General features: G+C 40.2%; 18 protein-coding genes. 6 read left to right on the top strand and 12 right to left on the bottom strand.

What is annotated here, in order from left to right:
• Positions 1-7: 7 nt before the first annotated feature.
• Entirely contained in the window at positions 8-1,336 is a 1,329-nt protein-coding gene (locus FLM54_RS03385) for a glycoside-pentoside-hexuronide (GPH):cation symporter (RefSeq protein ID WP_178955170.1), read from the top strand.
• A gap of 11 nt (positions 1,337-1,347) precedes the next feature.
• Entirely contained in the window at positions 1,348-2,358 is a 1,011-nt protein-coding gene (locus FLM54_RS03380) for a LacI family DNA-binding transcriptional regulator (protein ID WP_178955167.1), read from the top strand.
• Positions 2,359-2,370: 12 nt separating this feature from the next.
• Here the strand turns inward: FLM54_RS03380 and FLM54_RS03375 are convergent, their stop codons facing one another.
• From FLM54_RS03375 to FLM54_RS03355, 5 genes are read right to left on the bottom strand one after another with little or no spacing between them, the layout of a single operon-like run.
• Positions 2,371-4,332, bottom strand: a complete 1,962-nt coding sequence (locus FLM54_RS03375; RefSeq protein ID WP_178955165.1) for a response regulator — start codon at positions 4,330-4,332, stop codon at positions 2,371-2,373.
• Between the two features lie 25 nt (positions 4,333-4,357).
• The gene (locus FLM54_RS03370) at positions 4,358-4,819 is read right to left on the bottom strand and encodes a response regulator (protein ID WP_010390893.1); all 462 of its coding nucleotides are present in this window, start codon (positions 4,817-4,819) and stop codon (positions 4,358-4,360) included.
• 1 nt (position 4,820) lies between these two features.
• Entirely contained in the window at positions 4,821-6,305 is a 1,485-nt protein-coding gene (locus tag FLM54_RS03365; protein WP_178955163.1) for an ATP-binding protein, read from the bottom strand.
• A 23-nt stretch (positions 6,306-6,328) separates the two neighbouring features.
• The gene (locus tag FLM54_RS03360; protein ID WP_138605223.1) at positions 6,329-6,538 is read right to left on the bottom strand and encodes a histidine kinase; all 210 of its coding nucleotides are present in this window, start codon (positions 6,536-6,538) and stop codon (positions 6,329-6,331) included.
• A gap of 39 nt (positions 6,539-6,577) precedes the next feature.
• Entirely contained in the window at positions 6,578-7,918 is a 1,341-nt protein-coding gene (locus FLM54_RS03355; protein WP_178955161.1) for a sigma-54 dependent transcriptional regulator, read from the bottom strand.
• A 225-nt stretch (positions 7,919-8,143) separates the two neighbouring features.
• Between FLM54_RS03355 and FLM54_RS03350 the strand changes: the two genes are divergently transcribed.
• Positions 8,144-8,662: an NUDIX hydrolase gene (locus FLM54_RS03350; RefSeq protein WP_178955159.1), complete on the top strand. Its 519-nt coding sequence runs from the start codon at positions 8,144-8,146 to the stop codon at positions 8,660-8,662.
• A 4-nt stretch (positions 8,663-8,666) separates the two neighbouring features.
• On the opposite strand, the gene FLM54_RS03345 is transcribed toward FLM54_RS03350, so the two are convergent.
• From FLM54_RS03345 to FLM54_RS03335, 3 genes are all read right to left on the bottom strand, one after another.
• Entirely contained in the window at positions 8,667-9,182 is a 516-nt protein-coding gene (locus tag FLM54_RS03345; protein ID WP_178955157.1) for a YgjV family protein, read from the bottom strand.
• Between the two features lie 61 nt (positions 9,183-9,243).
• Positions 9,244-9,810: a Crp/Fnr family transcriptional regulator gene (locus FLM54_RS03340; RefSeq protein ID WP_178955155.1), complete on the bottom strand. Its 567-nt coding sequence runs from the start codon at positions 9,808-9,810 to the stop codon at positions 9,244-9,246.
• 6 nt (positions 9,811-9,816) lie between these two features.
• Positions 9,817-10,851, bottom strand: a complete 1,035-nt coding sequence (locus FLM54_RS03335) for an NAD(P)H-dependent flavin oxidoreductase (RefSeq protein WP_178955153.1) — start codon at positions 10,849-10,851, stop codon at positions 9,817-9,819.
• A gap of 201 nt (positions 10,852-11,052) precedes the next feature.
• Here FLM54_RS03335 and FLM54_RS03330 point away from each other — a divergent pair, with 201 nt between their 5' ends.
• Positions 11,053-12,429, top strand: a complete 1,377-nt coding sequence (locus FLM54_RS03330; protein WP_178955151.1) for an NAD-dependent succinate-semialdehyde dehydrogenase — start codon at positions 11,053-11,055, stop codon at positions 12,427-12,429.
• A gap of 71 nt (positions 12,430-12,500) precedes the next feature.
• Here the strand turns inward: FLM54_RS03330 and FLM54_RS03325 are convergent, their stop codons facing one another.
• From FLM54_RS03325 to FLM54_RS03310, 4 genes are all read right to left on the bottom strand, one after another.
• Positions 12,501-13,037 carry a DUF924 family protein gene (locus FLM54_RS03325; RefSeq protein ID WP_138605233.1) on the bottom strand — a complete coding sequence of 179 codons (537 nt, stop codon included), beginning with the start codon at positions 13,035-13,037 and terminating at the stop codon, positions 12,501-12,503.
• 89 nt (positions 13,038-13,126) lie between these two features.
• Positions 13,127-14,206, bottom strand: coding sequence for an endonuclease/exonuclease/phosphatase family protein (locus FLM54_RS03320; protein WP_178955149.1), 1,080 nt, complete (start codon positions 14,204-14,206; stop codon positions 13,127-13,129).
• Between the two features lie 9 nt (positions 14,207-14,215).
• Positions 14,216-14,599, bottom strand: a complete 384-nt coding sequence (locus FLM54_RS03315; RefSeq protein ID WP_075170389.1) for a hypothetical protein — start codon at positions 14,597-14,599, stop codon at positions 14,216-14,218.
• 73 nt (positions 14,600-14,672) lie between these two features.
• Positions 14,673-14,921: a TIGR03643 family protein gene (locus tag FLM54_RS03310; RefSeq protein WP_041708743.1), complete on the bottom strand. Its 249-nt coding sequence runs from the start codon at positions 14,919-14,921 to the stop codon at positions 14,673-14,675.
• Positions 14,922-15,064: 143 nt separating this feature from the next.
• Between FLM54_RS03310 and FLM54_RS03305 the strand changes: the two genes are divergently transcribed.
• Positions 15,065-15,721, top strand: a complete 657-nt coding sequence (locus tag FLM54_RS03305; protein ID WP_178955147.1) for a YoaK family protein — start codon at positions 15,065-15,067, stop codon at positions 15,719-15,721.
• Between the two features lie 56 nt (positions 15,722-15,777).
• The gene (locus FLM54_RS03300) at positions 15,778-17,847 is read left to right on the top strand and encodes a TonB-dependent receptor (RefSeq protein ID WP_178955145.1); all 2,070 of its coding nucleotides are present in this window, start codon (positions 15,778-15,780) and stop codon (positions 17,845-17,847) included.
• The last annotated feature ends 1 nt before the right edge of the window (position 17,848 follow it).

Below are 17,848 nucleotides of genomic sequence, written 5' to 3'. Positions count from 1 at the left end.
GGCTTTTATGCTGAGTAAAAAAGAAAAAATAGCTTACGGCCTAGGTGACACGGCCAGTAATATTATTTTTCAAACCGTAATGCTGTTTTTAACTTTTTTCTACACTGATATTTTTGGTATTTCGCCTGCTGTTGTGGGCACCCTTTTTTTAGTAGTTAGAGTTATTGATGCAGTAACTGATCCAATAATGGGCGCACTCACTGATGCCACTCATACTAAATACGGTAGCTACCGACCCTACCTACTTTGGCTTGCCATCCCTTTTGCCGTTATAAGCGTGATTACTTTTACTACCCCTGAGATGGGTGACGCCAACAAAATTATTTACGCCTTCGTTACCTACACCCTGCTAATGTTAGTTTATACCGCAATAAACATTCCTTATTCGGCACTTGGCGGCGTATTAAGTAGCAACCCTAACGAACGTGTCTCCATTCAATCATACCGGTTTGTGTTTGGCATGCTCGGAGGTTTATTGGTTACAAGCTGCACTTTGCCTTTAGTAACATGGTTTGGTAATGGTAATAACGAAATGGGCTATCAACTTACTATGCTGGTTATGAGTTGCCTCGGTGTGGTGTTGTTTCTAATTTGTTTTCGTTACACCAAAGAGCGAGTGAGCAATCCACCGCATAAATTATCTTTAAAAACACAACTTCATGTTTTATGGCAAAATCAGCCGTTTAAAATCTTGTGTATGGCGGCTCTGGTATTATTGACCAGTATGGTGTTGCGCACGACATTGGCTATTTACTATGTAAAATATGTTCTTGGCAAAGAAGATTTAATCACCGAATTTGTAACCTTAGGTATGATTGGTAATATTCTAGGCTGCGCCTGCGCACAACCTTTAAGTAAACGCTTTGATAAAAAAGTGGCTTATGTTTATCTACAATATATTTCCGCCATATTGAGCTGCCTTGCTTTTTTTATCCCTAATGAACACGTTTTACTAGCGTTTTTGGTGTATTTTTTATGGTGTTTTTTCACTCAAATGGCAACGCCTTTATTATGGGCAAAAATGGCTGATACTATTGATTACGGAGTCTGGCAGAATGGCCGTCGACTCACGGGTTTAGTTTACGCAAGCATCGTATTTTTTATCAAATTGGGGCTTGCATTAGGCGGAGCGATTGCCGGTTGGTTACTTGCTTATTATCAATATCAAGCCAATGTGGAATTAAGCGAGGCAACTAAAAATGGTATTTTAACCTCATTCACACTTTACCCCGCGATTGGTAGTGTACTTGTGGCATTAATAATGAGTAAATACAGCCTAGACAATAAAACCATTAAAAAAATCACTGCCGATTTAACACAGAAAAGCAATTTGTAGCAAGGAATAGTATGGCCACCATTTATGAAGTGTCAAAGCTTGCAGGGGTGTCACTTGCCACTGTTTCAAGAGTAATGAACAACAATGCAAACGTAAGTGATGCAACCAGAAAAAAAGTCACCTTAGCCATGGAAGAGCTGGGCTACCGCCCTAACTCTATTGCGCAATCACTGGCTTCTAATTGCTCTAATAGCGCGGGCTTGTTAGTTTCAGAGCTTAAGGGTCCATTTTATGGGCCGATGATGAGCGGTATAGAGAACACCCTAAGAAACCAAGGTAAACACGTTATTATTACCGCAGGCCACAGTGACGCAGAGCGAGAGCAACAAGGCATCGAATTTTTAATTAGCCGCAATTGCGACGCACTTATTTTGCATGTTGAAGCTATTAGTGATGAATACTTAATAAAACTCAGTAAAGGCAAAACCCCGTTTGTTTTGCTAAACCGCTATATTGAAGAGCTCGCCGACCGCTGTATTATTCTTGATAATACTAAAGGTGGCTATTTAGCCACTAAATACATTATTGAATCGGGCCATAAAGACATTGCCTATATTAGCGGTCCACTATGGAAAAAAGATGCTCAGGAACGCTTAAATGGGCATAAACAAGCGCTTGCTGAATTCGCCATTAAATTTGATGAAAACAATTTATTTGAAGGTGACTTTGTAGAAGAAAGTGGCTATGAAGGCTTTGCTACACTTTATAAAAATAACCCCGCCTTTACCGCCTTGGTGTGTGCCAATGACGAAATGGCCACTGGTGCCATGGTGAGTGCCAGAGAGCATGGTATACAACTACCTTCGCAGCTTTCAATTATTGGCTACGATAACGTGTTTTTTACCCGTCACGTTTACCCTCCGTTGAGCACTATAAACTATCCTATCGATGAGATGGGTAAAGTGGCAGCGCAGTGGGTACTTAGTCATGTTTATCAAAAAAGCGTACACCCTATTCAAACGTTATTTGAGCCCGAGTTAGTTATACGCCAATCTGTGGTTAAACCTTTAACATCTAGGTAAGCTAATAGGCTGTTAAACAAGCTGATTGAGTAATGATAAATTTATTGGTTTTAACAATACCTGCTCTATTTCTAGTTGCCTGATATGCACAGCATCGGGCTCCATACCACTAATAATAACGCGCTTAATATTAGGGTAATGCTGTTTAATAAACCCAGCCAGCTCTAAACCGGTACCATCTGGCAAATGCATATCAAGTAATACTTTATCGTAATTACTATTATGCTCTAGTACTGCCTTACAGTCTTTAACACTTGCTGCTATATCGGTATCCACATCCAAGCTTTCTAGTAATAGCTGGGTAATTTGTGCGGCATCAGCATCATCTTCTACTAATAAAAAGCACTTCTTATCTCTACTCGGTTTAGGCATTGGCTGAATAGATGAAGTAGGCTGTTCTTTTTGCCCGAGCCTTAACTCTAAGCATTGATAAAGCAAGTGGGAATCTACAGGTTTGGCAATCATATCGTCAAACCCTAACGCATTGAGTTCGTTATGAATGCCTTTCATAGTTGCTGCAGTTAAGGCTATGATTGCGCCTTTAAATCCTAGCTTTCTAAGCTCAATAGCAGCTTCTTTTCCGCCCATTACCGGCATATGGATATCTAAAAATATAATATCGTAGGTAGTGTGCCCGTCTGCTAGCTGTTTTTTTACTTTTTCAAGTGCTTGCTTACCATTATCAGCATAATCGACCGCAGCGCCTGCTGAACCGATTAAGTGACCAACTAACACGCGTAAATCGCGTAAATCATCAACCACCAACACCTTACCACTCACCTGGCAGGGCGCTACTTTTTGCTGCATATTGGGGGTTAAATCCAGCTTTAATAAATTACGCTCTACCTGCCTGATATCACCAGGGTACAGGGAAATGGTAAACGTTGATCCTTTACCTACATGGGAGTCTAATGAAATATCCCCCTGCATACGACTAAGTAGTTCAGAACAAATAGCCAAGCCCAAACCTGCACCACCTACTGAGCGCGACTCTACATCAGCTATTTGCTCAAAAGGCTTAAAGATAAGGGCTTGTTTTTCAGGAGCAATACCTAAGCCTGAGTCTTTAATACTAAAAAATAACATTTCACGCTCATCAACCATGTCAGTCCACGCATTAACCACAATTTCACCTTGCTCGGTAAATTTAATCGCGTTATTGATCAGGTTAATGAGTATTTGTCGAACTCGAGTCGCATCTACACGAATGACTAATGGTAAAGGCTCCAGTGATTCAAATTTTAGTGATAAGCCTTTATCGAGCGCCGATACACGCATTAAGGTAAATACGTCGGCCATTAAGCTATCAAGGTTAACCTCCCCTAAACTCAGTTCGAGTTTATCGACAGCAATTTTAGATAAATCTAAAACGTCATTCAGTAAGCTTAATAAATGCTTACCATTACGATAAATCACACCGAGCTCGTTTTCAGCCTGCTTGTTAAAGTCACTGAGCATCAACAACTCTGTATAACCTAAAATAGAAGATAGCGGTGTTCGTAATTCGTGGCTTAAATGTGCTAAAAAGCGATCTTTTGAACGGTTTTCAGCCTCGGCTTTTAAGCGTTCCACTCGCTCATCTTCTACATCACGGCGCGCTAATGCGTAGCGAATAGAGCGAGCAAACCGGCTACCACTCATTTCGTTTTTAACTAAGTAATCAACCGCTCCGGCATCAAGCGCAGCTGAATCGAGGGCATCGTTTGATTGCCCTGTAAGCATAATAATAGGCCCACAAAAACCATTTTTAAGCGCTTGTTTTAAAACACTCAAGCCATCAGATGCCCCTAAGCGATAATCAAGCAAGCAGATATCATGTTGATTTTTACTCAACACTTCCACCGCCTGCTCAGGAGAGCTTATCCAGTCTATGTCAAACACATGGGAACTGAGCTGCTCTAAATAGTCACGAGTTAAAATGTAATCATCTTCATCGTCTTCAACCAATAGCAGTTTCGTTGCCTTTGCTAACATAGCGTCTCCTGTTTTAATAATATGCTTAATCGTTAAACGTGCTTGGTAGCTCTACAAACTCAACCCAGTATTTACCCAGCGTTTTCATCAACTCAACTAACCCGTCAAACGTAACCGGCTTAGTTATGTAAGACGCAGCGCCTAGGTTATAACCTTTAACCATGTCTTCTTCTTGCTTAGATGTGGTTAAAATTACCACTGGAATGCCTTTTAGGTTTGGATTTGCCTTAATAGCTTCAAGCGCTTCACGACCATCCATTCTCGGCATGTTTAAATCAAGTAAAATTAAGCCTGGTCTTGGCGAGATGCTTTTATCTACAAACTTGCCTTTGCGCTCTAAATACTCCAAGAGTTCAACACCGTCTTCAACAAAATGTAATTCATTTAAAACGCGACTTTCAGCAAGCGCATCTTGGGTTAATAAACGATCATCTTCATCATCGTCTGCCATCAAAATGGTAATCGGTTTTACGTTTGTTAGTGGCATATTATGCCTCTCCTTGTAGTGTGAATAACTCTGCATTCACAGGTAATTTAATAATGAAAGTTGCCCCTTCACCTAGGGAGCTTATCGCAGCAATAGAGCCGCCATGTCGCTCTACGATTCGACGACATACAGATAAACCAATACCCGTTCCTTTATATTCTGAACGGCCATGCAAACGTTGAAATGGTACAAATATTTTATCCGCGTACTCATCAGAGAAGCCGATCCCATTATCTTTTACGGTAATAACGTGCCAGCATATCTCACTGTTATGATCTTCACTAAACTCACATACCCGTTCAAAGTCAACATTAACAACTGGGTCCACGTTAGGCGCTCTGAACTTCACTGCATTTGAAATTAAGTTTAAAAACAGCTGATGCATTTGACTTGGATCAGCCTGAATAATGGGCATCTCAACCGTAACAACCTGTGCATTACACTCAATAATCGCTATTTCTAAATCACCTTTTATATCATTCAGAATACTGTTTAAATCGGTATCAGTAAAATCTTTACCTCGGGTCGTTACTCGAGAGAACTCTAATAAATCATTAATTAAGTTAGACATTCTTTGCGCTGCATTTTTCATGCGGGCAATATAATCAGCGCCTTTTTCGCCCAACTCGTCTTTAAACATGCTTTCAAGCCGATCACTAAATGCTTGAATTTTCCTTAGCGGCTCTTGCAAGTCATGACTGGCAACAAAAGCAAACTCTTCTAACTCTCGGTTACTACGACTCAATTCATCAGAATACAAGGTAAGCTCTTGAGTACGTTCACTCACTTTACTGGCTAAAGTTTCATTTTGCATTTCAAGCTCGGCACGATACTCGGCCGCATTTTTTAAATTAAGCCTAGCTAATAAAAACATACCCAAAATCAACAATGCACTGGTAACTGCTGTTATACCAAAAGTGATTTTAGCTTCTTTCTTAATTTGTTCTAATTTAGAGAAGTGGCTGATTTTAAAGAGCAACTCACGCTCTTGAATATCACTAACCAATGCACGGATCTCTCTATACAGGTCACGCCCTTCATGTGTATTGAGCCTCAGAAGTGCACGCTTTTCCTTATCGTTTAATGCTAATTTAACCGTTATTTTAAGCTCATCTATTTTAGCTTCAACCAATAGTAACAGCTGTGCAATACGCTCAGCTTGCCCGTCAATTTCAGAATGTAAGGCGCTCACATGGTTCGTTTGAGACTTTATTTGTGCGACGGCATCGTAGTAAGGCACTAAATAATCATCCGTTTGAGTTAATAAATACCCACGCTGCCCCGACTCAGCTTGCACCACCGAAAGGTGCAATTGCTCTATCGCCGTACTTAGCATATTAGTGTTATCTAAACTTTGTTGAGTACGCGTTAGGCCTTGTATGGTATTAATGGCTAAAAAAGCATTACCAACAATAATACACAGCACTATAGATATAAATAACGCCCATACTACATTTGCCTTGCCTTGCTGTTTGCGTTTAATCATTTATCGTCCTGAATTAATTAGGGTTACTTCGATTCTGAAATAAGCTGCAAACTGTCACTGCACGCTTGGCAATTAGCAATTATTTTATCCAGTGCAGCGAGTGCTTTATCTTTTGGCATATCGTTTTCAAGTACTAGCTTAATTAGTTCAGCATTCATCGAAATACGATTTAGTGGCGCACGTGCGTCGTGTACCAGCTCATTCAAAGGTTTTGTTTTTTCTGACGATGCCATCAAAATCCTCGTTTTGTTGTTATTAAATTTGCATACTGGTTATTTATACTCGCCAATACCACCATAAGCATTTAAACGGTTATATAAGGTTTTAGTACTAATACCCAGCATTTGTGCTGCTAAAGTTTTATTACCTTGTACCTTATCGAGCGTGGCATGAATAAGTTCTTTTTCAACTTCTTCAATTGTTTGCCCTGCTGATACCTGTTTGTCCTCAGATTGAGTATTAACCCTTGAAAAAGGTGACTCTAAGTTGTCAGGTAATGTAATTGTGCTAGTTTGCGGATCGCTCATAATAAAAGCGCGATGAATAGCATGGCGAAGTTCACGTACGTTACCTGGCCAGTCGTATGTTTGTAGCTCTTTAAGTTGTTCATTAGTCCACGCAAACGCTGTACCATTTTCATCGTTCAACTGCCCTAAAAATGCTTTTGCGAGTAATGGAATATCTTCTTTTCGCTCTCGAAGTGTCGGTATATCAATTGGAAAAACAGCGAGTCTAAAGTAAATATCTTCACGTAAAATATTATTCTGCGCTAAATCGGTAAGAGAGCGGTTAGTCGCTGAAATAACACGGCAATTTACTGGTAACTCACGATTACCACCAACCCGTGTTACTTTTTTAGTTTCAAGTACACGCAATAAATTAGGCTGCATATCAATCGGCATTTCAGTGACTTCATCAAGAAATAACGTTCCGCCATCGGCTTGTTCAAACACGCCTTCTTTACGGGCAATAGCACCGGTAAATGCACCTTTTTCGTGACCAAATAATTCACTACCAATAAGTTCTTTTGAAAGCGCACCACAGTTACTCGCCACCAGTGGACCTTCGCATTTACTGGCATTATGAATAGCTTGCGCTACCACCTCTTTACCTGCTCCGCTTTCACCCATAAGCATAACGTTAGCATTAGTTTTAGCTACGCGCTCTATCATGGTATAAAGCTGTTGCATGGGCGCAGACTCGCCAATAAGCGTGTCAAAATGGTGTGTAATGGCGGCACTTTTCGCTTTTTTAACCGTTTTTTTCGGGCCGTTTAATACTAATTCTAAATCTTCACGTTGCAGCGGCTTTAATAGATGCGACACATTAGGCTCACACATCTCAGCTAAAATACCTTTAACCGAAGGGTGACCAGAAATAAGGGTGACTTTAGGCGATTGACCAATCATTTTTAAATGATCTAATAAATGCAAGCCACTGCCATCAGGTAACATAAAATCGAGCAGCACGTGATCGAAAGTATTATTTTCAAACCACTGATGTGCTTCTTTTAAACTGGTTGCTGTATTAATGTTGTGGCCAAGAAACTCAACAATATGGCAAATAACATCGCTGAATTCGATGTCGTCATCGACTAAAAGTATATTTAACATGAATAATCCCTGTGCTTTTTCACTATTCTACTTGCCCTTTAAAGTAAATGAAAGATATACATAATTAAGGTACAAAGTGCGGCTGTTTTATTTTTAATTCAATAGTTTAATCATAAGTAGCTGTATAGGCGCTGAAATAGCGCTATTTTATGCGGCTTATTAAATCTCTATTAAAGCAATTAATATAACTAACTGATATAATTTATTTTTATTACAGGAGTTGTTATGCGCTTATTAAAAACCTACATTCATCCCTCAATCAATATTGAGCAAGGTCGTCAATTTTCTCGCCCAACCGCTCGCGCTATTGCATTTAAGCAACAACACATTTTACTTATGTATACTCAGCGCTATGACGACTTTAGCTTACCTGGCGGTGGAATTGACCCGCATGAAAGCATTGAACAAGGGTTGATCAGAGAACTAAGTGAAGAAACTGGCGCACAAAATATAAAAATATGTAGCGAGTTTGGGCTTTACGAAGAGTACCGCCCTTGGCACAAAGATGACTTTGATATTATTCATATAAAATCATACTGCTACCTCTGCCAAATTGATGAGCAACTAGGCCAAGCACAGCTTGAACACTACGAAAAACAAAATGGCATGCAGGCTAAATGGGTTGATATCTTTCAAGCGATAGCTCATAACGAACGCACACTTGCAAACAGTGACAAGCAAGGGCTATCGATTATTCGCGAAACTTACCTGCTAAAAGCTATTGCTGCACAGTTTTTTACCTAGGTGTTTAGGGCTGAATTTGCGGTTCGCTCAGCGATTTTTTACCCACATAAAAGCGGTATAGTCCCAGTAAGTTACTACTTAAAAATAGGCTTTCCATGATTATTGCCACTGGCGAGCCGGCGAAAATATTATGTGTTATCCAAAAAGAGGTTCCCACCACCATACATAACCTTAAGTGCAAATCTCGATTTTGAAATGAAGCAATGGTTTGTATTAATGTCGCCACCAATGCAAAGGCGCTAAACCAATCTTGCCAAGTAAAATAAACGGCTAAGCAGCTGACAGCCATAAACCCAAACATAGCCCAAGTATGCTTAAAGTAAATACAATAAAAATAACGCACCGCGGCAATAAACATTAAGCAGCCAGCACTGTGATAGCCCAATATAAAAAAGTGAGCAGAGGTTAATAATACTGAGGTAAATAAACAGCTTAAAATAATTCGTCGGGACTTAAACTGAAATGAAGCTAAGTCGAGTAAAGTAGCGGCTGCTACTAACGATTGGGCAATTAAAAACATAACACTCCAAAGTATTAAGGCTTAAAAATGGGGAGTGTATAGTGCTTTATGAAAACAGCACTTAACTTAAGTTAAGTCGCTTACGAATTCGTGACAACGAAATAGCCGAAATGCCTATATACATTGCCACTTGGCTTAAGCTTAGCTGCGCCAACCAATGAGGTTTATGTTTGAGTAAATAGCAGTAACGCTGCTCGGGGCTATTAAGTAATAAAAATGCCTCTTTGGCTTCTTTAAAAATAAGTTGCTGTGCAATAAGCTGCTGCTTAATCAGATGATACTGTGCTTGCTCAAATAGTGTTAGTGGTACTTTAATTACATTGGCTTCGTTAATCACTTTTAATTGATAAAACGCAGGTGTTGAGGTCATCCAATTGGCAAACAGCAACGCAAATTCATCTTTAAAATAAAATTCTTTACACTTTTGCACGCCGTCTATGTCATCATGAATAGCGCCTAAAACTCCGTCCACAATTAAATACCCATAACCTTGTACATCGCCTTGTTGCACTAATACAGTATTGGGCGCTATTAGTTGCTGAGGATACTTACCAGCCAATTGCACTTTAAACTTGTTTACTAGTGCTTCATAACTATCGCCAAGCGATAAAAGTGGATTATCAGACATTAAAAATTACCATTTTTTCATTAAAGCATGTGTAATGTCAGCCGCTGATACACCCACCCTAGGAATATATTTTTGGCCACACCATAAAGGTGAAAAATCACTTTTAGCACTTTTTTCAGCTCGACTTCTTAAGGCTGTTATTGCACTGCTGGCATGTGGAAACGCAGGAACCCCATTTGGCATAGCACCTAGCTCTTGGATTACTCGATTTTGAATACCCCGAGCGGCTCTACCAGAGAACAATGTGGTCAGTGTGGTCTCATCTTGTTGCTGATCTAAAATAGCCTGTTGATGCAAAGCTGATGTTGTTGCCTCCTTGCACAGTAAATAAGCACTCCCTACTTGGACTGCACTCGCTCCTAACGCTTTAAACCGCTGAACATCATCGGCTGAAGCAATACCACCAGCAGCAATAATAGGTAGTGATATATGCTTAACACAACGCTTAACTAACTGCTCAGTAGTTTGTTGTAAGCTTAAATCCATAGATAAAAAATGCCCTCGATGGCCACCAGCTTCTATACCCTGAGCAATAATCCCATCAGCGCCATTTTCACTAAGCCAAATAGCTTCATCTAAAGTGGTAGCCGTTGAAATTACTTTAGTGCCCCAGCTTTTTATTTGCGCCACAATAGTTTGCCCAGGTAAACCAAAATGAAAACTCACAACTGCTGGCTTATAAGGTGCAATTATATCAACAATCGATTGATTTATAGGTTGACGAGAAGCCCCTGCAGTTAAGCTTTGCGGGTCAATTTTATACTCTGTAAAGTAAGCGGCAAGTAATGCATGCCAGCACTGTTGTTGCGCGGATGTGTAGTCAGCAACTGCATGACAAAAAAAGTTAAGATTAAACGGCTTTGTTGTTTTGTGGCTAAGTATTTCTAGCTGCTCAACTAATTGTGCTGGGGATAACATAGCGCAAGGCAAAGAGCCTAACCCTCCAGCCTCACTTACAACAAGAGCAAGCTGCTCGTTTTGAACACCCGCCATAGGTGCCTGAATTATCGGTAAAGTGGTATTAAACAATGATGGCTTCATTTGAACTCTCCCTGTAACTTTTTCAACAACTTGCAGTATTTACAGAACCATAGCAAAAACAGCAAGCAAACAACATCTAGATTTTAGTCATAAGTAATGTAAAAACTATTACTAACAGATAGTTATGATTTTTTTAATATCGAGAAACTAACTGGCTTTGGTTTTGCACCTACCCTATTACATAATTTGTTAGGAGGTAAAATGAGTAACACAGTTGATACGATCAATCCCGCAACAGAGCAAGTCATTAATAGCTATACACTGCTTTCTCAAGCTCAAGCAGAGCAAGTGATCGAAAAATCTCATGAAACATACTTAACATGGCGATTAACCTCGTTTACCGAGCGCGCACAACATCTAAATAAATTAGCCTCTTTATTTGAAAGTCAAAAAGAAGCCTTAGCAAAACTAATGACCGAAGAAATGGGTAAAGTCTATGAGCAAGGCTTCCAAGAAGTTCAGCTTTGTGCTGACATTTGTCGTTATACCGCTGAACATGGCGCCGATATGCTTAGCGACGAGGAGCGCGACATGCAAGGCGGTCGTGCAATAATAAGCTATCGCCCTACCGGCGTACTGCTGGGTATTCAGCCGTGGAACTTCCCACTTTATCAGGTTATTAGATACAGTGCCGCAAACATTATGGCGGGTAATACCACGGTATTAAAACACGCCGGTAATGTATTTGGTATGGCTGAGAAAATTGAAACGCTATTTTTACAAGCAGGCTTTCCTGAACACTGCTTTAGCAACTTACTGGTTGATGGTAAAACTGCCAGCGCCCTTATTTCACACTCAGCGATTAGTGGCGTAACCTTTACTGGAAGTGATGGCACAGGTAAAAAAGTGGCAGAGCAAGCTGCCAAGCATGTTAAAAAAACCGTGCTAGAACTGGGTAGTAACGATGCTTTTGTGGTACTTGACGACGCTGATTTAGCCCTTGCAGTTAAAGCATGTTTACAAGGACGTATTATTAATAACGGCCAAACCTGTGTTGCCGCGAAGCGCTTTGTGGTGGTTGATTCACTCTACAATGACTTCAAAGAAGCACTAAGCCAGCAGTTTAAGGCGATAAAAATGGGCGACCCAATGGATGAAGATACTGAACTAGGTCCTATGGCACGCGAAGATTTACGCGACAAAATTCATCAGCAAGTACAAGACTCTGTCAATGCAGGTGCAAAAGTACTTGTAGGCGGCGAAATACCGCAAAAAACAGGTTATTACTACCCCCCAACCGTGCTGGAAAACCTCAGACCGGGTATGCCTGCGTATGACGATGAGCTATTTGGTCCTGTCGCATCTTTAATTAAAGCCAAAGATAACGACGACGCTATGCGTATCGCTAATGATTCGCGCTATGGACTAGGCGGCGGTATATTTTCAAAAGATGAGAAGAAAGCCATTGAACTGGCCAAAAAGTATTTTGACACCGGCATGATCAATATTAATGGCTATGGTTTGGCACAACCAAACCTACCATTTGGTGGTGTTAAAGACAGCGGTTATGGCCGAGAGCATGGTGGCTTTGGGATTCGCGAATTTGTGAATGTTAAAAGCATCATGATTCACAGCTAATATCAGGTATCAGGTTAGTAAAATTAAGCACCGCGCTTGTCGCAAGCGTGGTGTTTTTTTGTCTAATAAATTTAAAAACCTGAGTTAGGCTGCTTTAAAAATTCAAGCTCTTCTTTGGTAGAATCCCGCCCCAGTATCTTATTACGATGCGGATAACGATTAAATCTATCGATAATCGCCTTATGCTGATACTCAAAATCTAAGTTATTTTGAATACCTAACGCTTTATATAACTTCACTGCTTCCTTATGAATTAGCTTTGATTCGCTGTGCATAAAAGGCATATACAAAAATACGCGTTGCTCATCCGTCAATTCCTTATCAAACCCTTTCGCAATAGCGGTTTGCGCTAACGCTAGAGCTAATGCATCACAGGCAAATGCTGCGGGCTTTTCACGGTAAATATTACGTGAGAACTGATCAAGCACAATAATTTCCGCAAGACTACCTATCGCGCTTTCACGCCAATCAAATAACTCATTTACACTTGCTTGATGATGCAATTTACCAAAACGAGTTTTAATTTGTGCATCAAGCCCATCGTCTTTTTGCCACCACTGTTTAGGCTCAAGCTCGGTAAACCAAAAGTCGATAATTTTATTAAACATAATGAATCTCTTTGTTAATTAACGCTAAACCAAATAGTTTGCTACAAAAAACTTCGTCTAAAACCTTTAACCTAATATCTGTACTATACCTAGCCCTTTTCAAACATAGGTACTTTGCGTTTATCTGCTTTGCTCATTGCCAGCTCTTGTATATCTTGCTGCTTTTGCTCGCTTGGTTTTGTTTCTAGGGATTGCTGATTAGCATCTTCAAATACCAATTCGGTTAATAAGGCAAAATGATCGGAGCCATATTTAGCAAGGCGCTTTATTCGTTTTACACTAAAGCCTTTTGAGTGAAATAAATGATCAAGCGGCCAACGCATAAAAAAGTAATTAGCATGAAAAGTATTAAAAAAACCACGGCCTTTACGGGGGTCTAAAAATCCACTAATTTGCATAAATAAACGAGTACTGCGTGACCAAGCAACATCATTTAAATCGCCAGCGACTATCGTAGGGCGAGTTGAACCTTTAAGGGCTTTAGCCACCATTATTAATTCGCTATCGCGTGGACGTGATGAATCTTCTTCGGTTGGGCTTGGTGGCGCGGGATGAATAAAATGCCCCTGCATTTTTAACCCTTGGTGGTTTTCAAATAAAATATGAATAGAAGGAATATCATCTTCTATAAGTGCACAAATTTGTGCATCGAGTATGTTAAATTTACTAAATACATGCATGCCGTAGCGGTTATCTTTTGGGCACTGTACTTGATAAGGGTAGTTTTTTTTAAGCACGGACAATTTATCTTGCCACCAACTATCGCTTTCTAAGGTGATAAGTAAATCGGGCTGATATTTATCGACTAAGTTAATTAACTGCTCACTATGTCGATTCGACATCAGTACATTAGCGGATAAGATTCTGATGCTATGATCACTACTTTTTGGCGCTGTTAATACTTCTTTTTTAGCAAACCAAGTGTAGGGATAAATCCACTTAGCTTGAAGCGCACAAATAATTAAAGCAACAGCCGCTATTAATGAGTATGCAATAAAGTCGATTTGCCACATACCTATTACTGCCACGATAATTACAGCGCTTGCTAGGTAACACACCTGCAAGCGCACAAAGTCGCAACTACGTATCAAGTAATGCTGACTGTATGACAGGGGTAATAACGTTATTAATAACAACAAGCCAGTAACTATGACCAATACAGTGAGCATTTATAAATCCTAATAGCGCTGTAAAATAGAGAGTATTTCACGAGTGTCGTGCACTAAGTGAATAATAGTGCGATCAACTTCAACTCGCACTGTGTCTCTTTCTCGGTCTATTACTCTAGCACGCTTATAAATGTCATGCCCAAGGATATCACCTTGATGATAAGATCTGTGCCACCCTGGTGGAGTCCACCCTTGACGAATTAACTGCTTGGCTTGTTTCTTAGAAAGCCATTTTTTATTATTGTATTGGTTATATTTTTGCTTTTTCCAGTGATGCTTGTTTGCGTGTTTATTCGCATGCTTGCCTGCATGTTTGTCTTTGTGTGGTACAGCAAATGCGTTTGTTGCCGTTAGCGCAAAAACCATTACTAAAATACTGATTAGTGATTTCATGGCGATTCTCCAGTGTGATCATTACTGAAGAGTATTAACGGCTAAGCCTGAACATTACATGAAATGAGAAAAATTAACGTTGCTTGTACTGTGTTTTACAATGACTGCGCATAATCGCGGGGTCGCGTAACTTTAGGTGTTTAGTTTTACGCCCAGCATGGCGCTTACGCCATACTTTAAATGACCCGCTAGAGATATGCTCCCGCATAAAATTAACTAATTGAGAGTAATTTAGCCCATACAGATTTTCAATGGCTTCAAATGGCGTTCTGTCTTCCCATGCCATTTCTATAATGCGTGATTGCTGTTCTTGGTTAAACATATTAATTCCAAATTTGGTTGATACGCAAAAGTTAAATTTAGCGATCATCACTTGCTTGTGATGTTAAAAATATAACCTCTTTTCATTTATTAACTTTAATTAAGTGTATGATTAATCTACACACTGAAACCGGAGCTAAAAGGATGTTTACAAAACTACCTAAGTGGGTCGAATATGGTGCGTTTACCCTCGCTTTTATTGCCGGTATGGTAAACGCAGTAGGTTTATTAGGGTTTGAACAGCAAGCAATTTCTCACGTTTCAGGGTCGGTGACTTCATTAGCTATTGAACTTACTACCAACATCAAGGCAGCGTTATTTTTAATTGCGATTGTACTGAGTTTTATATTTGGCTCGGCATTAACAGGCTTAATGCTTTCAGGCGGTTCACTTAAGCTAGGCCGCCATTACGATACGCTCTTATTTATTGAGGGTATTTTACTGCTGTTAAGCGCACAGCTACTTCAATATTCTTACCCTTACGCACTTACACTCGCTTCTGCGGCCTGCGGCTTACAAAATGCTTTAGCCACTAACTACAGCGGCGCAGTTGTGCGAACCACTCACTTAACAGGTATTTTTACCGATCTGGGTTTGATGTTTGGTAAAGCCCTAAAAGGAGAAGCTTTTGACAATAGAAAATGCTTGGTCTTTGTATTAATTATTGCCGGGTTTTTAGCCGGCGCAGTGGTAGGGGTATTACTATTTAAACATTACTCAGTGCTCACTTTAGTTTTTCCGGGCATTTTTTGTATTGTTTTATCGATTACTTATCGGGTTTATAGGTTGAGTGTGCTTTAACCAATTCACAAAATCCCCTACCCTAAACTTATCAAATTGCCGATGTGCTGGAATTTATGAAATATTACTATTTACCCCCGTTATTGTTATGCAGTCAGTTAGGTTTAATTAATAGTGCGTGTGCTGAAGATACCGCGCAATCAATTGAACGTATCACCACCACAGCATCGCGTAGTGAAGCGCTTTCCACGCCATTACCACTGGTGATCAGTGTATTAAGTGAATCACAGCTTGAGCTTATAGCTCCTACCCATGTAGAGGAAGCGCTACAACGCGTTGCAGGTGCCAATGTCCAACGTGGGAATGGCCAAGAGTATTTACCGGCTCTGCGCTCGCAAGTACTTTCTGGAACGGGCGCTTGTGGTGGTGTTTTAACCGCAGAAGATGGCATAGCTCTTCGTGCAGCTGGTTTTTGTAATATCAATGAACTATTCGAAGCGCATAGCGAAATGGCAGAGCGTATTGAAGTATTAAAAGGCCCAGGTTCTGCACTTTATGGTTCTAATGCAGTGCATGGTGTAATTAACGTTATTACCCCTGATACTACGCAAGGTGGTGGTTTACTAGGCTTTGATTATGGCTCTTATGGTTATGCTCGCTATAAATTACGTGCAGGCCATGCCATGGATAATTCAGGCCTAGGTATTAATGCTAGTTTTACTGATGATAGCGGTTATCGAGATGACGAAAGCGTAAAGCAACAAAAAATAAATGTGCGCCATCGCTATAATAATGACAACTTAAGCTTAGTTTCTGGGCTTACGTATACTAATTTAGATCAACAAACTGCTGGTTATATTAGCGGTTTTCAAAGCTATAAAGATGAAGATATAGCACAGCAAAATTTTGATCCCGACGCCTTTAGAAAAGCTCGCTCGTTTAGGGCTTGGAGTAAAGCAAGCTGGCAATTAGGAGAAAACACTCTAGTTGTTACCCCTTATATTCGTGACCAAAGTATGGACTTTTTTAAACACTTTTTACCCGGCACACCACTTGAAAAAAATAGCCAAACTGGGTTTGGGCTACAATCGCTTTATCAGCATTATGTGAACGACAATACCAACTTAAAGCTTGGTTTTGATGGTGAGTTTACCCAAGCCGATTTTTTACAAACCCAAGATAAACCAACTCAAGGTTCTGCGTTTTTAGTGGCCACAGTGCCGCAAGGTAAACATTACGATTACCAAGTCGATGCCACCTTATATGCCCCATTTGCCGCTATTGATTGGCAGCTAAATAATTGGCTTATAACTGCAGGTCTACGTTATGAGCATATGCAATATAACTATCAAAACAATATGCTTACAGGGCGTACAAAAGAAGATGGCAGTAAATGTGGTTTTGGTGGCTGTCGTTATAGTCGCCCCGAGAGCACTAAAAACAGCTTTAGTAATCTTTCGCCAAAACTCGGTGTGAGCTATCAGCTTAATATTAACAATACATTATACGCTAACTTTTCAAGAGGCTATAGAGCCCCACAAGCAGCTGAGCTTTATCAATTACAACGCGAGCAAAGTACTGCCGACTTAGACGCAGAAATAGCAAATAATGCTGAGTTAGGTATTAAAGGGGTGTACAACAATACTCGCTACGGTTTGTCGGCTTATGCGATGAGCAAGCACAATACCATCTACCGTGACAGTGACTTTTTTACTGTTAATGACGGCCAAACTCGACATCGCGGCATTGAGCTTGAGTTAGCGCATAGCTTTAATCAGCACTTATCGGTTAACTTCGCAGGTACTTATGCCAAGCATACGTACTCGAATGATCAAATCATTGGCAGTATTAATATTAAAGGTAACGATATTGATACCGCACCTCGAAAGGTTGCTAATATCGATTTTAACTGGCAAGCCAACGAGCGTGTTAACCTTGCTCTGCAATGGCACTATGTGAGTCGCTATTTTACCGACCCTGAAAACTTACATGAATATCAAGGTCACGATATTTTAAGCTTGCGCGGCCAATGGCAAATAAGCCCACAGCTATTACTGAGTGCGCGAATAATAAATCTAACCAACAAGGCTTACGCACAGCGCGCAGATTACACTAGTTTTACTGGCGATCGTTACTTCCCAGGAAAACCGCGTAATGCCATGCTGTCTGTAAGTTACCAATGGTAAA

The organism is Pseudoalteromonas sp. Scap25 (genome assembly GCF_013394125.1).
Classification (GTDB): domain Bacteria; phylum Pseudomonadota; class Gammaproteobacteria; order Enterobacterales; family Alteromonadaceae; genus Pseudoalteromonas.
This window is presented reverse-complemented; position numbering and strand designations above follow the sequence as displayed.

Bases quoted from the DNA above. Each gene is read 5' to 3' on its own strand.
- FLM54_RS03365 (WP_178955163.1), bottom strand. From the start codon at position 6,305: ATGATTAAACGCAAACAGCAAGGCAAGGCAAATGTAGTATGGGCGTTA.
- FLM54_RS03300 (WP_178955145.1), top strand. From the start codon at position 15,778: ATGAAATATTACTATTTACCCCCGTTATTGTTATGCAGTCAGTTAGGT.
- FLM54_RS03305 (WP_178955147.1), top strand. From the start codon at position 15,065: ATGTTTACAAAACTACCTAAGTGGGTCGAATATGGTGCGTTTACCCTC.
- FLM54_RS03330 (WP_178955151.1), top strand. From the start codon at position 11,053: ATGAGTAACACAGTTGATACGATCAATCCCGCAACAGAGCAAGTCATT.
- FLM54_RS03340 (WP_178955155.1), bottom strand. From the start codon at position 9,810: ATGTCTGATAATCCACTTTTATCGCTTGGCGATAGTTATGAAGCACTA.
- FLM54_RS03335 (WP_178955153.1), bottom strand. From the start codon at position 10,851: ATGAAGCCATCATTGTTTAATACCACTTTACCGATAATTCAGGCACCT.
- FLM54_RS03355 (WP_178955161.1), bottom strand. From the start codon at position 7,918: ATGTTAAATATACTTTTAGTCGATGACGACATCGAATTCAGCGATGTT.
- FLM54_RS03345 (WP_178955157.1), bottom strand. From the start codon at position 9,182: ATGTTTTTAATTGCCCAATCGTTAGTAGCAGCCGCTACTTTACTCGAC.
- FLM54_RS03375 (WP_178955165.1), bottom strand. From the start codon at position 4,332: ATGTTAGCAAAGGCAACGAAACTGCTATTGGTTGAAGACGATGAAGAT.
- FLM54_RS03310 (WP_041708743.1), bottom strand. From the start codon at position 14,921: ATGTTTAACCAAGAACAGCAATCACGCATTATAGAAATGGCATGGGAA.
- FLM54_RS03315 (WP_075170389.1), bottom strand. From the start codon at position 14,599: ATGAAATCACTAATCAGTATTTTAGTAATGGTTTTTGCGCTAACGGCA.
- FLM54_RS03380 (WP_178955167.1), top strand. From the start codon at position 1,348: ATGGCCACCATTTATGAAGTGTCAAAGCTTGCAGGGGTGTCACTTGCC.
- FLM54_RS03350 (WP_178955159.1), top strand. From the start codon at position 8,144: ATGCGCTTATTAAAAACCTACATTCATCCCTCAATCAATATTGAGCAA.
- FLM54_RS03385 (WP_178955170.1), top strand. From the start codon at position 8: ATGCTGAGTAAAAAAGAAAAAATAGCTTACGGCCTAGGTGACACGGCC.
- FLM54_RS03325 (WP_138605233.1), bottom strand. From the start codon at position 13,037: ATGTTTAATAAAATTATCGACTTTTGGTTTACCGAGCTTGAGCCTAAA.
- FLM54_RS03370 (WP_010390893.1), bottom strand. From the start codon at position 4,819: ATGCCACTAACAAACGTAAAACCGATTACCATTTTGATGGCAGACGAT.
- FLM54_RS03320 (WP_178955149.1), bottom strand. From the start codon at position 14,206: ATGCTCACTGTATTGGTCATAGTTACTGGCTTGTTGTTATTAATAACG.
- FLM54_RS03360 (WP_138605223.1), bottom strand. From the start codon at position 6,538: ATGGCATCGTCAGAAAAAACAAAACCTTTGAATGAGCTGGTACACGAC.